The sequence below is a fragment of the Vibrio sp. RM-41-2B genome (genome assembly GCF_024744415.1).
GTDB classification, from domain to species: Bacteria; Pseudomonadota; Gammaproteobacteria; order Enterobacterales; family Vibrionaceae; genus Vibrio; species Vibrio diabolicus.
In genome coordinates this window covers 200,203-214,195 of the sequence record NZ_JAMQWD010000019.1, presented here as the reverse complement: position 1 = coordinate 214,195, position 13,993 = coordinate 200,203, and the positions used below count along the sequence as shown (strand labels likewise).

Below are 13,993 nucleotides of genomic sequence, written 5' to 3'. Positions count from 1 at the left end.
GCGTCTTGAGGCTATAGAGACCTGTTATAGAAACCAATTCCACGGTTTAGGTGCAATTTAACAAATTCGCTAAATTGCACGTCTTGTAGGTGTGTACTTTGTTTTTGATAAGCTTCTCTCAACACAGCGAGGTAAACATCAGCGTATTCTCCAGCAAACACTTTCCATGTCATTTCCACGTTGCTATCAGCTGGTATCTCCTCAAAAGGCGGTACTGAGTCTTCTGCCAAAGACATGCATAGAGCCCAGCGACAAAGCACGTTCCAGTTTTCTATTCCAGTCTTCGATTTCAGTCGAATTAGCTGCTGCTTTTGTTTCTCAGAAAGCTTAATCATATCAATAGTATGTAGCATTAAAAGTACCCTTCTGAAATAGTCGAGGTTGTTTCTTGTTCGTCGTAACTAATATGGTATTCACGGTGGACAGAAGGTTTTAGTTTGCTGTAGTAATCACCCATGATCTCTTCATCAGTCGATAGAAGTAATACTTGGTTGGCAGCATACGGGAAATAGCTTTCAATCAGGCGCGTACGATGCTGCCCATCTAATCGACCTAGTGGTGTATCGATTACAGTTGGTAGTTCTTTACCAGAAGCTTCAGATAGGCCCCATAAAATCGCTATAGCCAATAACTGACGTTCACCTGCAGATAAACGGCTTGGGGATAGCGCTTCATTGCTTGTGGAAAGTAGGGTTAAAGAGAAGCTCTCTGGGCAAATAGATATACCACTAATTAACTGCTCTTTACGAGTAAGAGCAATGAACTTCTCGGTAATTTTTTCCTGTAATAGCTCAATGTTCTCTTTTACTAAGCTCTTTGCAAAACCTTGCATTGTTTCCTTCAGCTTACCGATATGTTCAACAACTTGGATAGAGCGCTTTTGCTCAAAGGTGTCTTTATTTTGTAATGTCAGCAGATTGGTATAACGCTGGTTCAATACGTTGCTTTTAGCCTGAGCTTGTTCCAACTCACCAGACTTGACACTAATTAGAGTGAGGGTATTTTTAAACTCGGTTTCATAATAAGCGAGTTCACTGAGTACGTGCTTAACGGTTTCATAATCTGGGATAGACTCTTCTTTTTTCTCAAATAGCGCTTTTTTCTCAAGTAGGAGCTCGCGCTGCTTAATCAGAGCTTCACGTTCAGATTGATCTTGAGTGATTTTTTCGTTCAGTCCGTCAAAAATATTGCTTGGCAACCCTACGTAATGAGGCGTGTTTGCTAGTTCATTACGCTCGTTAGCCATAGTTGCCATTGTGGATTCAAGGGCTTTACGAGCTTCTATTGGTAGCTCATGAGTGTCTAAAGCACTCAAAAGGGTAGTTTCATAACTTTGAATAGCCTTGTTCAATGCGTTTGCTTCAGCGGCTTGTTCTTCAAGCTTTGCTTGTTTTTGAGTTTGAATAAGTAGCTGCTGAATTAATCCTAGTGGTCCAATGCCTGAATCTAACTTAACTCGCTGCTGTTGGTTATCTTTTAATTGCTGAGCAATTGCACCTAACTCAAAGCGAATGTGGTCACGCTCCTCAATCAAATGAGCGCCTGATTCACGTACCTTCTTTCTCGCTTTGTTGATCTCAACATTTGCTTGGGCTTGTCTGCTCTTGAGTTTGGCCATTTCTACACTTAGCTTCTCAATGACCTCATTGTTACCTTCGATCTCTGCTTCACAGGCTTCTACTTTTTGTATAACGCCCGTATCTAGGTTATCTGACTTTCTCTTGCGCTCAATGTTTGTTAAGTCGAGGTGCAATTGGCTAAGTAAATCCAGGCCAAGCAAGTTCTCAATACCCGTTTTAATAAGCTCATTGCTTCGTTCGGGGTGGGCTAGGTTTTCAATCTTTTCACCGTCAAAAAAGAACAAATCTGAAAGTGACATTGGAATGAACTCATTTACAAATTCATCCCAGTAGTCACTAAGGTATAGATCAGGCTCTCCATTACATGAGACGCTGACTTTGTCTTTGGTGTTCTCGAGCTGCTTGGCAGTTTTCCATTCGCGGCGAACCGTAAAAATTTGTTCTTGGGTATCAGTTGTATGAGAGAACGTTAACTCCAACATTACTGAGTCACTTTTATCGACATAACGATTCAATGTACTAGATAGATATGTCCCGTAAGCTAGGTTGCCTCGATTTGAACATTTAGCGTGTTTGCCATACAGAACGAGTTGCAAAGCATCTAAGAATGTCGTTTTGCCACCTCCGTTTAGGCCTCCGAATAAGATCACTGGTTGGTCTTTTGTTACTGTTAAGTCAACAGTGTGCAAGCCTTTATAGATGCCAAAGTTTTTAAGAGTGAGAGACTTTAAGAACATCAGTCTATCTCCACTATTTCTGTTTCTAGCGGAAGTGAGCTATAGCCTTGTTCTTTTATACACTTAGTGATCATGTGAATCTTATCTTTAATTTTTTCTTGTTCGTCGGGTAATAGACTTTGATCGTTCGTCAATTGAATATGCAGACGGTGTCTTTCACGTTCTAAAGCAAACTCTTTTGCTTCAAACATACTATTGAACGCACCTTTATCTAATACGTCGTTAAGTTCTTCGCCCAGCTTAGCTCTACGCAGCTGGCTGCGATACTTGTTAGCGACACTCAGCGTTGCACGAATTTGTTGATAGAGTAGACCTTCTTTGTCTCCGTGCTGCTCGCAGTATGTTTGAAGTTTACTTAAAGAAGAACTGTTTAGGATCGGGTGATGAGCACGACGCTTACCCCCGTATGGCTGCTTAATCACTTGCTCGTATATTTTGGGTAAGTTGTCTTCGATCTCGTGTTTTTCTTCAAGCCAGATTTTTCTTATAGCTTCCAGATCTTCAAGAGTTAAAAGTTCTAGGTCTTTTACTTCCGGGGGCCCCATGTGTTGAACGGCTACTTGTGCTTCAAGTACCTTTTTAAGCATATGCTCTCTGAATTTCTGAACATATGGACCATGCACAACATCTGCGCCGTGCTTAGAAACATGAACGGTTAAAGTGCCATTCATACGTCTAAAGTCACGGTTATTCCTATCTCGGCGAAGCTTCTCTAGTTTTTTTTCTCTAACAGAGTCATTAATTTCAAGCTCATTACGAAGTGACACAAGAGGATACATCCACTCTTTCTCTTCGTCGTTTGCAATCATCGCGTTCATAGACTTGTCTTCTGTGACCATTGTGCATACGTAGCAGCCAAAGCGGCTATCACCACAGCTTTGTGTCGACTTATCTACAACTAATGGGCATTCCCCGCCTTCTGTAGCTCCTTGGTACATACCCATTAAGTCATGGTTTGGGAAGTTCCAAGGGTTTTTAACACTGTTTAGGTACACCCAGACATCGTCATTGCTCCACTCACTAATTGGTGTATATACCCAAACTCGATCTAGCGAACCATTCTCTGTTAGCCCTAAAGCTCTTCTAGTATTTGTCGTGGAGCTTTCAAATTTTTCCATATTGGCTGCGCGTGCAGTACTTTCTGCCTTACGCGTGCCAAGAATCAGTATCGCTTCCCCATTTTTATTTGCGAGATTTTGAATAAAGGTATTTGATGGCGATATTTTTAATCGATCAGTACACCAGCGAAACTTCATTCGAGGTGCAGGGTACCCTTTACCAATGAGATTGACCCAAAAGCGATCTTTAATCTCCGGTGTTAACCTATGTGGGATAATTGGTAAACTTTGAGTTTTAGCTGCTTCAGCCATTTTTTCCAAAGACTTGCCAACCCACAAAGCAACAATGGGGTTTTCTACTAAGGTGTCAGTACTTATAACATGAACATCTTTGTTCGCTTTGCCTTCGTCTGCGAGCTCCTTCAAGGCATACCATACAAGTTGAAGAGTTGCTGTCGAGTCCTTACCACCACTGTATCCCAGTACCCATGGAATACTGTCACTTAGGTATAATGTTTTTATATGTTGGATGCGTTTTTCTAGGCTATCTTTTAAGCCATCAGCGAAAGCAGATTTGGACTGTTGATATTTCTCAGTCATTTTTTCGAGCCTCTTGGAACTTCACTTCTTCAGCATGTTCCTTGGGAGTTAGCGGTAAGTTTAGTTGGGTTTTAATTGTCGATACTGTTAACAAAGCGGCACTGTTATTGTGCATCATTCGGCCTTGGCTGATACAGCGACCTTCCCAATTCGTTTTATTTGCGCGGCGCCAATCAATATTTCTCAACTTTCGTAATTTTTGTTTGTAGTTCTTCTGCTGTAGCAGCTGCCCGCCTACGATCCCCAGACACTTGAGTACAATGGCAGAGAAAACAACATAATCTTTTCTATCATTTGGTGTTATGTCGTTATTCTTAGCCAGTTTCCAAATGTTTAAGTTATCGATTACACAATTCCAAAAAGTTACGGCTTCGCTTATGTAGTGTTCAAAGTTCTCTTCGTTCAAGTCAGGAAACAGTTCTAAGTTAGCTGCGTGTAGCGAACTATGCTTAAATAATTTGGAGGACCTCGGTCCCAGGTTTCCATCTTCAAAGCTGATAACGCCATTGAAGAACTCGCATTGCTTGACTATTTGATTTGTCAATTGCTCCTCTGGTGAATTACCAAATAGAACACCATATGACTTTCCAGTTTTAACCGGGAAGAGGTTTAGATCGCGGAAAATTTTTTGCCTTTCTTGTAGTGTTTTACCCACGTAAAATACAACTGAAATGTGCTCATCCTCTAGGGTAGGGTCTTTCTCTAACGCATCTTTAATTGCTGCGGTTCTGTGTTGACCGTCGGTAATGTAGAATTCAGCATCGTCATCAACAAGCAACGTGCCGATATTTTGACCTGGTCCTGAATCATCGATCGCGATAAAACTGCATTCACCCGCAATGCACGCAGTTAAAGATGAGAACGTGTAGTCTTTTCTATTGGATTGAATGTAGTTACTGATCTGAGGAATTCGGTTTGGGTTTAGGCTACGTTGAGCTCTATCCTCTGGTAGTAAGTTATTTTCGTCAAAGGTGAAGATTCGCTTTAGTCTTTTTAGAGGACACATGACGGTGTAGTATTCTTTCTCAGCTTGAATTCCACGTATAGCTGGAAATGATGTGCCGGATATGATTCTATTCATCTTAGTACCCATTTAGTTCGTACGCTTTATGTTTCTGTACGTACGTACAAGAGTGGGCATTTTAGATCATTCTTGAAGTAAAGTCTAAAGGCTTTAAGAAAGTTTTTAGGAGTAGAAATTGTCAACTTATCTTGATTTTAATGCAACTAGTCCTGTATTAAGTGAGGTGGCAGACCTCGTGTACAACCTCATGGTTGAGGAGTTCGGGAATGCAGGAAGTCGTACGCATGAGTACGGTGTGAGAGCAAAAAAAGCGGTATCTTTAGCTAGAGAGCAGGTAGCGAGTATTGTTGATGCTGAACCTAACGACGTAATTTTTACAAGTGGTGCCACAGAAAGCAATAATATAGCGCTCCTTGGTCTTAAAGCCTACGGTGAACTTGAACATAAAAAGCATATAATTACGACAAAGATAGAACATAAAGCTGTTCTGGAGCCAGTAGAGCATCTAAAGAAACAAGGTTTTGATATTACTTATCTGGATGTTAATGAAAGTGGAGTAGTTGACCCTGAAGATTTGGCCTCAGCGTTGCAAGACAATACGTTGTTCGTGTCAATTATGCATGTAAACAACGAGACAGGTTCTGTTCAACCTATCAACCAAATATGTAGTGTTTTGCAACATAGTGAAGCGTACCTACACGTCGACGCAGCTCAAAGCTTTGGTAAGCTAAGTGATGATTTGAAAAATGAACGCATAGATTTAATCAGTGCGAGCGGTCATAAAGTATATGCCCCTAAAGGCATAGGGGCTCTGATTATGCGCAAGCGTGGATTTATTAGACCTCCGTTACAGCCAATTATTTTCGGAGGTGGGCAAGAAAAAGGACTACGTCCAGGCACCTTAGCTGTCCCGCTGATCGCAGGCTTTGGTTTAGCGTGTGAGATTGCAAAGAACAGTGCGCAGAAGTGGCAGGCACATGCTCAGGAACTAAAAAGTTCTTTAGTTGCTGAATTGGACAAGATTGGTGCTCATTACAATGGTGATAGCTCTTCTCCGTTCGTTCTTAACTTCTCCGTCCCAGGTGTAAACTCAGAATCTTTAATGGTTGTTCTAAAAGGGATAGCAGCTGTATCTAATGGGTCTGCTTGTACTTCATCTAGCTATACTCCTTCGCACGTCTTAACTGCAATGGGGTTAAGTGAAGATAGGATTAGTGGTGCTATTCGAATATCATGGAGTGGAATGCTGGAAAAACTACCTGTAATGGAAATAATGGCAAAAATCGAACAAGTCAGAATATGAATAAGGAACTATTGAGGTTGTTACTATTCAGCTGTAAGCGTCAACCCTTTTATCCTTTTCTGGTTTTTTAGTAAATATTAATGGGCTGCTAGAGTTTGGTTTAAGTATAATCTGTTGGATTTTTCATCATTCTTGTCACAAAAAAGACATATATGACAGAGTGTATATTCCCGAAAGTCGACTTGCTATAAGTTATTATTTTTCAAATAGCTACCCTAATTGGTCGACTCCTTCACTCACCGCCACATTTGAGCCCTAGCAGAAATGCTGGGGCTTTTTCGTATTACGCGACAAGTTCAATCCCAGAGCTGTATATCGTATTGATTCTCAATTACTCATTGAGTCGGCAAGCCCTTCAAAAAAGCCTCTTTTTTATTCATCTTTTGTTACACATTTTCCGTGCAGGTAGTGCGTTTTTATTCGCATGTTGTGATGAGCGTTCCTTATTAAATTTTCCACAGAATCAATTAATTGTTGAAATTAGAACGCTTGTCAAAAAGTCATCAGATAGCATGTTTAATAGAGTCTTTTACCTAATGGGATACTCTATTTGTTTGATATAATTTACGGCAGTTTGTATACCATAAATAAAGAGAGTCTATTCATGTTCCAGAACTTAACGATCAAGCAGAAGATAGTGATTCCGCTGTCATTGATTATTGGATTGTTTATTGTGAGCTCTGTATTAAACGTTATGACAAGTTGGAAGCAATCTGAATTGAGTGAGACACTCAACGAACAGATCGTGCCGAACTTATTAACGATTGAGGATGCTTATCGCGATCTTTACCAAGCAACATCTGCAATCCAAGGTGTTGCTCTTTCTGATACTCAAACCGATATTGACCACCACATCGGTGAATACAAAGACAACGCATACAAAGCGCTGCCTCGTATGGAGAAAATGATTGAGCTATCGCAAGCTGGCGTGATGCCTTCTTCGCACGCTAATGAAGTGAGAAAGCTTGTCTCCCTAGGTGAAAAATGGTTGGCGAGTTATGAAGCGATGTTGCGTTTACCTCAATCACAATGGCTTGGTTACTACAACGAAAACAAACACACCTTTGAAAATCAGTTTATCGAGGTAAGAGCGCAACTTAATGTTGTGAAAGATGCGATAGAAGAAAAACAAAGCCTATTGAAAGATGAAATCTCAGCAGCCGCAACAAGAGCTCAGGTAATTCTTGAAGCGGGCATTGTGATTGTTATTCTGGCCGCTATTGCGATGGCGTTTTTGTTGTTGCAAACCGTCGTGAAGCCTATCAACGATATCAAAAATGCGATGACAGAAATTGCTTCTGGTGAAGGTGATTTAAGCCAGCGAATCGATGTGAAAACACAAGACGAAATTGGCAATTTAGCGAACGCGTTTAATCAGTTTGTGTCTAAAATCCAAGCGACAGTTTCTCAAGTAATTGAAAGTTCGAATACCTTGCGTAATGAGATGGAAAATCTTAGCTCGTTGACCACGACCATCGCGAACTCGACCGTTTCACAGCAAAAAGACAGCGAGGCGGTAGCAGCGGCAGTGCATGAGATGCAAGTCACCAGCAGAAATGTCAGCGATAGCGCCAACGAAGCTGCGGTTGCAAGCCAAACAGCGAATGATGAACTTACCAATACCAATGTTATTTTGGATCAAACCGTTAGCTCAATTCGTAGCCTCGCAAGTGAAATCGAAAGTGCAAGCCACGTCATTAACACATTGGATCATGATGTGAGTAACATTGCTTCTGTATTGGATGTCATTCGTGGTATCGCAGAGCAAACGAACTTATTGGCGCTTAACGCAGCGATTGAAGCGGCTCGTGCAGGAGAGCAAGGGCGAGGCTTTGCTGTTGTCGCAGATGAGGTTCGCTCGTTAGCCAGTCGTACACAACAGAGCACGGGTGAAATCCAAACCATGATTGAAAAGCTACAATCTGGTGCGGGACAAGCCGTAGAAGTGATGCGTGGTAGCCAAAATAGCAGTGATGAAACAATTCAATCGGCAGGGAGAGCGAGTCAATCCCTTTCTGAAATCTTAAACGCGATTTCACGTATGAACGAGATGAACACACACATTGCAACGGCTGCAAGCCAGCAAAGTACGGTAAGTGACGAAGTAAATAGCAACGTACAAGGCATTGCAGATAGCAGTACATCTATTGTGGAAATCGTAAACCAAGCGCAAGCATCTTTAGCCATGTTATCAGAGCAAACCCAGCGCTTAGATCATCAGGTTAGTCAGTTCAAAGTATAAGCTTGAGAACTGCAGTCTCACTGACGAAATAACCCGCTTCTTAGCGGGTTATTTTTTAGATAAGGGTCGAACCTGACTTGTGAAGGCACGACTATATTTACATTCCTCTTTTACTTAACTTTGTATACCAGAGGTGCAAATAATCCTAGACAGCGGTGACAAACTCTGTACAGCGTGATGATGCTTTTATCATCACTTTTGCTGCTTTTTAACCATTGCAATTGCTCACAGGAAAGTGTGATTTCCAACCCAAAATCTTCAAATTTGAGAACTTCATTACACCTTTACCATAAACGTTTTTCGTAAGCGTATAGAACTGTAAATTTTGTTGTATGTACAACACTGGGTAATTATCATCCTAATTAATTTGTTCTGGATATACATCCGTTAGTCATCATTAAGTCATTCTAGAAGTTTTTAGCAAGGAATCTTGAAGGCTTGTAGGTAAAAGAGAGAAAAATTCATGAGACGTAAAACCACGCTATCTCTGCTGATTGCGTCGAGCCTTTTTGTGGTTGGATGTCAACCTAGCGAAGAAGGATCGAGCCAAGGTAGTGGTCCTGCGCCCGCAACCGAAGTTGAAGTGTTAACGGTGGAACCAACTCGCCAAGCGTTAACTGTCGAGTTGCCAGGTCGTAGCCGTGCATTCAAAGAAGCGGAAGTTCGTCCGCAAGTTACAGGCATTATTTCAGAGCGAAATTTTGTTGAAGGGGGCCTTGTTGAACAAGGACAGTCCCTATATCAAATTGATGATTCATCATTTCAAGCGGATTTGCTGAGCGCTGAAGCGGAATTAATCCGAGCTCAAGCAGCGGCAGAATCGACCCATGCCACAGTGAAGCGTTACAGAACCTTGATCACCAAAAAGTCCATCAGCCAACAAGATTTGGATGAAGCAGAAGCAGCATACAAGGAAGCGCAAGCACAGGTCCTAGTCGCAAAAGCGAAGATCAATACGGCAAAAATCAATTTAGATTACACGCAAGTGAAAGCTCCGATTAGCGGTGTGATCGGTAAATCGAGTGTGACGGCGGGTGCGTTGGTTACGGCTAACCAAGCAGCCAAATTAGCGACCATTCAGCAGCTTGATCCTATCAACGTTGATATTGTGCAATCATCCGCGCAACTGCTGCGTTTAAAAGCGGCTCTTTCCCAAGGTCATATGCAAGAAGATGACTCTGCGCAAGTTACATTGATGCTTGAAGATGGCAGCACGTACGAACATAAAGGCACGATGAAATTTACCGAGGTCAATGTGAACGAAAGTACGGGTAGCGTGACGCTTCGTGCTGAATTCCCAAACCCTGACGGTTTGTTACTACCAGGAATGTTTGTTCGTGCGACGGTTATTACTGGTGTTGACCCTGACGCGATTCTGATACCACAAAATACCGTTTCTCGCGATGCGACAGGCAAAGCGACAGTGATGATGGTGAATGGTGAGAACAAAGTGGAAGCGAGACCAGTGAAGACAGCCGAAGCGATCAATAATCAATGGCGTATTATTGATGGTTTGAAAGCGGGCGATAAAGTCATTACTGCTGGGTTACAAAAGGTAGGTCCAGGCAGCCCTGTAACTATCCAAAACGGTGAACAGGAGTAATCATGGCACGATTTTTTATCGATCGTCCGGTATTTGCTTGGGTTCTCGCGATTCTAACGATGTTGGCGGGGGTAATGTCATTATTCAATTTACCCGTCTCGCAATACCCAACGATTTCACCGACAACGATCACCATCAGTGCACGTTATCCAGGTGCATCAGCGAAAACTGTTGAAGACTCGGTAACGCAGGTTATCGAGCAAAATATGACGGGACTAGATTATCTTCGCTACCTATCATCGAGCAGTGATGCATTCGGTAATGCGACAATTACCCTGACGTTTGATAGCGAAGCTGATCCTGATATCGCGCAAGTACAGGTGCAGAACAAACTGCAATTGGCCTTGACGTCATTGCCGATGGAAGTACAAAACCAAGGTATCGTCGTGAATAAATCCAATACGGCATTTCTCATGGTTGTCGCGGTTTATTCTGAAGATCCCGACTTTACAGAAAACGATATCGGTGACTTTGTTGTAACGAATATTCAAGACCCTATTAGTCGTGTAACTGGCGTAGGACAAGTGCAGGCGTTTGGTGCGCAGTATGCGATGCGAGTCTGGCTGGATCCATTTAAGCTTACGCAGTTCAACTTGACCGCAATCGACGTAGCAAATGCTATCAGTGAACAGAACGCGCAAGTTTCTTCAGGTCAACTGGGTGCAGCACCTGCGCAGGAAGGTCAGCTGTTGAATGCAACGATTTCATCTGCAAGTCGTTTGAGCAGTGTGGAAGAGTTCCAAGACATCATTCTTAAGTCTGACGCCAGTGGTTCGAATGTTTATTTGAAAGATGTGGCTCGTGTTGAACGTGGTGCAGAAAGTTACGATATTCGAGGCCAATATAATGGCTTCCCAGCATCGGGTTTAGGTATTTCATTAGGTACTGGTGCAAACGCGCTTGAGACTGCCAATGCGGTGAAAGAGCGTTTAGAACAACTGAGTGCAACGTTCCCAGAAGGGTTGCAGATTGCTTACCCATTTGAAACGACGCCATTCGTCAAAGCCTCGATTCAAGAAGTGGTTAAAACGCTATTAGAAGCCATTCTTCTTGTGTTCTTAATCATGTACCTGTTCTTGCAGAACTTCCGTGCGACGATTATTCCAACGATCGCAGTGCCTGTCGTACTGCTCGGCACCTTCGCTATTTTGTACGCGACTGGATTTAGCGTAAACACGTTAACCATGTTCGCGATGGTTCTGGCTATCGGTTTGCTGGTGGACGATGCCATCGTTGTGGTGGAAAACGTCGAGCGTGTGATGCATGAGGATGGGTTAGAGCCCAAAGAAGCGACCAAAAAATCGATGGGGCAGATCACTGGTGCTCTGATTGGTGTAGGTCTGACGCTTTCTGCGGTATTCGTCCCTATGGCGTTTATGTCTGGTTCTACAGGGGTTATTTACCGTCAGTTCTCGATAACGATTGTGGCGGCGATGACACTTTCAGTTTTGGTAGCGATAATTCTGACTCCGGCATTGTGTGCTACGTTGCTGAAAAAAGGCGATGCTGAGCTTCTAGAGAAGAAAGGCTTCTTTGGCTGGTTTAACCGCAAGTTTGATGCGATGACAGCAGGCTATGAAACCGGCGTTGCCAAACTTCTAAAACGCACAGGTCGCATGTTGGTTGTATTTTTGGCAATGAGTGCAGGTGCTGGCTGGTTGTTTATGAATCTTCCAACGTCATTTTTGCCAGATGAAGACCAAGGCACAGTATTCTCAATGGCTATTTTGCCGCCTAACTCAACACAAGAACAGACGGAAAAAACACTTGAGAAAATGCGTGACTTTTACCTAGTAGACGAAAAAGACAATGTAAAGTCTGTCTTCTCCGTTGCTGGATTTAGTTTCGCAGGCCAAGGCCAAAACATGGGGATGGCATTTATCGGTCTGAAAGATTGGTCAGAGCGTGAAGCGCCGGGTGCTGATGCAGCTTCCATTACTGGTCGAGCGATGGGGTACTTCTCGACCATCAAAGAAGCACTGGTGTTTGCATTTGCACCTCCTGCGATTCAAGAATTGGGTAACTCGACAGGCTTTGATTTCTATCTTCAAGATTCGTTGAACAAAGGTCACGACGCATTAGTCGCTGCGCAAGGTCAACTGCTTGGCATGGCTGCACAAAACCCGAAACTTGTCGGTGTTCGTCCGAACGGCCAAGCAGATGCGCCAATGTACAAAGTGAACATTGACCACGTTAAACTGCGTGCTCTGGATGTTAGCATTAATGACGTCAACCAAATCCTGTCAGCGGCATGGGGCGGAGCGTACATTAACGACTATATTGATCGCGGTCGAGTGAAAAAAGTCATGATGCAAAGTGATGCGGAATACCGTATGCAGCCAAAAGACTTCGATTCGTGGTACGTGCGCAACTCAAAAGGTGAGATGGTGCCTTTCTCTGCCTTTGCGAGCGGAGAGTGGACGTATGGTTCACCTCTTTTGCAGCGTTTTAATGGTTTGCCAGCGATGAATATCCAAGGCGGCGCAGCTCCTGGCGTTAGTACTGGTGAAGCTATGGCAGAAATTGAAGCAATGGTAGAAAAGCTACCAGAAGGCTTCACGGTGAACTGGAATGGTATTTCGTATGAAGAGCGCCTTTCCGGAAACCAAGCGCCAATGTTATATGCGCTGTCTATCCTCGTCGTATTCTTAGTTCTCGCCGCTTTGTATGAAAGTTGGTCAGTACCTTTCGCCGTGGTGTTAGTTGTGCCTCTTGGTGTGCTTGGTGCTGTGCTCGCGGTAATGACGCGAAGTATGGACAACGATGTATTCTTCCAGGTGAGTTTATTAACGACGGTCGGCTTGGCAACTAAAAACGCCATTTTGATTGTTGAGTTTGCGAAAGATTACTACGAGAAAGGCGCTGGCCTTATCGAAGCAACCCTGCATGCCGTTCGTGTTCGTCTGCGCCCAATTATTATGACATCGCTTGCCTTTGGTCTAGGTGTAGTACCGCTTGCTATCAGCTCTGGCGTGGGCTCAGCAGGTCAAAATGCGGTAGGTACTGGTGTACTTGGTGGCATGATCAGTGCGACGATCTTAGGTATATTCTTTGTGCCAATCTTCTTTGTGGTGGTTGAGCGATTGTTTGATCGACGTGCGAGAAAAGAATCGGAGGCAGAGTTGTCTGAGACTAATCCTAAACCAGCTCAGCAAAGCGAGTAAGACTTGGTTGCTGTAACTGAGTTATACTGGTGATAATAAACACGATAAAAGGGCGCTTCGGCGCTCTTTATTTTATGTTTTCACTTGGTGGTTACCGTCTTTGACGCAAACTTGAAGGGGGGAGCGTTTTGCCTTATGCAGAATCTGTTTATCCTTCCGACCGAATGAAAGCCTAAAGAAGAACAAACGACGATGAAAGATCAGAAAATCTCCCCAATTTCCGTTTTGGATCAAAGCCCTATGTTTGTCTGCGGTGTGATGCAGCGAATGTATCGCAACCGTGCTCAAGCTGAGCTCTCTCGGCAAAATTTAATGACACTCGAGATGGCAAGTGCACTGGCCGCTTTGGAAGAGTTTCAACCCATGAGTCAGCAAGCGCTGGCTGACGCGGTTCGAACTGAGCGAAGTGTAGCAAAGCGAATGGTGGATAATTTGGAAAAGCGAGGGTTTGTTCAAGTTTCTAAAAGTAAATCGAATCAGCGTCTCAAAATGCTAAGCATGACAAAAGAGGGGGGAAACGCTTTAAAGCAAGTGCATCAAATCATGACGAACTTACAGAAAGAATTTTTTGCTTGTTTGTCTGAATCAGAAGCGAGTGAGTTTTTTCGTTTGGTAAGAAAGCTTACTTTTGCAAATCACGACCAGTAGCTTATCTTAATGCTATCTAGCGCGCCTTTACTGT

The 13,993-nt window shown here is 43.2% G+C and carries 9 protein-coding genes; 5 read left to right on the top strand and 4 right to left on the bottom strand.

Annotated elements, in window-relative coordinates; translation table 11 throughout:
• Positions 1-11: 11 nt before the first annotated feature.
• From dndE to dndB, 4 genes are read right to left on the bottom strand one after another with little or no spacing between them, the layout of a single operon-like run.
• Positions 12-353: a DNA sulfur modification protein DndE gene (gene dndE / locus NB463_RS13950; RefSeq protein ID WP_258430645.1), complete on the bottom strand. Its 342-nt coding sequence runs from the start codon at positions 351-353 to the stop codon at positions 12-14.
• Positions 353-2,317, bottom strand: coding sequence for a DNA sulfur modification protein DndD (gene dndD, locus NB463_RS13945; RefSeq protein ID WP_258430644.1), 1,965 nt, complete (start codon positions 2,315-2,317; stop codon positions 353-355). The genes dndE and dndD overlap by 1 nt, the downstream gene beginning before the upstream one ends.
• Entirely contained in the window at positions 2,317-3,975 is a 1,659-nt protein-coding gene (gene dndC, locus NB463_RS13940; protein ID WP_258430643.1) for a DNA phosphorothioation system sulfurtransferase DndC, read from the bottom strand. The genes dndD and dndC overlap by 1 nt, the downstream gene beginning before the upstream one ends.
• On the bottom strand, positions 3,968-5,056 hold the full coding sequence (gene dndB, locus NB463_RS13935; protein WP_258430641.1) for a DNA sulfur modification protein DndB: 1,089 nt from the start codon (positions 5,054-5,056) through the stop codon (positions 3,968-3,970). Before dndB ends, dndC begins: the two co-directional genes overlap by 8 nt.
• A 118-nt stretch (positions 5,057-5,174) precedes the next feature.
• On the opposite strand from dndB, the gene dndA reads away from it, so the two are divergent.
• The 5 genes from dndA (at position 5,175) to NB463_RS13910 (ending at position 13,959) form a co-directional block, all read left to right on the top strand.
• On the top strand, positions 5,175-6,302 hold the full coding sequence (gene dndA / locus NB463_RS13930; RefSeq protein WP_258430639.1) for a cysteine desulfurase DndA: 1,128 nt from the start codon (positions 5,175-5,177) through the stop codon (positions 6,300-6,302).
• 604 nt (positions 6,303-6,906) lie between these two features.
• Positions 6,907-8,544, top strand: coding sequence for a methyl-accepting chemotaxis protein (locus NB463_RS13925; RefSeq protein WP_258430636.1), 1,638 nt, complete (start codon positions 6,907-6,909; stop codon positions 8,542-8,544).
• 463 nt (positions 8,545-9,007) lie between these two features.
• On the top strand, positions 9,008-10,147 hold the full coding sequence (locus tag NB463_RS13920; RefSeq protein ID WP_005390787.1) for an efflux RND transporter periplasmic adaptor subunit: 1,140 nt from the start codon (positions 9,008-9,010) through the stop codon (positions 10,145-10,147).
• 2 nt (positions 10,148-10,149) lie between these two features.
• Positions 10,150-13,311 carry an efflux RND transporter permease subunit gene (locus tag NB463_RS13915; RefSeq protein ID WP_258430634.1) on the top strand — a complete coding sequence of 1,054 codons (3,162 nt, stop codon included), beginning with the start codon at positions 10,150-10,152 and terminating at the stop codon, positions 13,309-13,311.
• Between the two features lie 192 nt (positions 13,312-13,503).
• Complete coding sequence (locus NB463_RS13910; protein WP_182018992.1) at positions 13,504-13,959, top strand: MarR family winged helix-turn-helix transcriptional regulator; 456 nt, start codon at positions 13,504-13,506, stop codon at positions 13,957-13,959.
• The last annotated feature ends 34 nt before the right edge of the window (positions 13,960-13,993 follow it).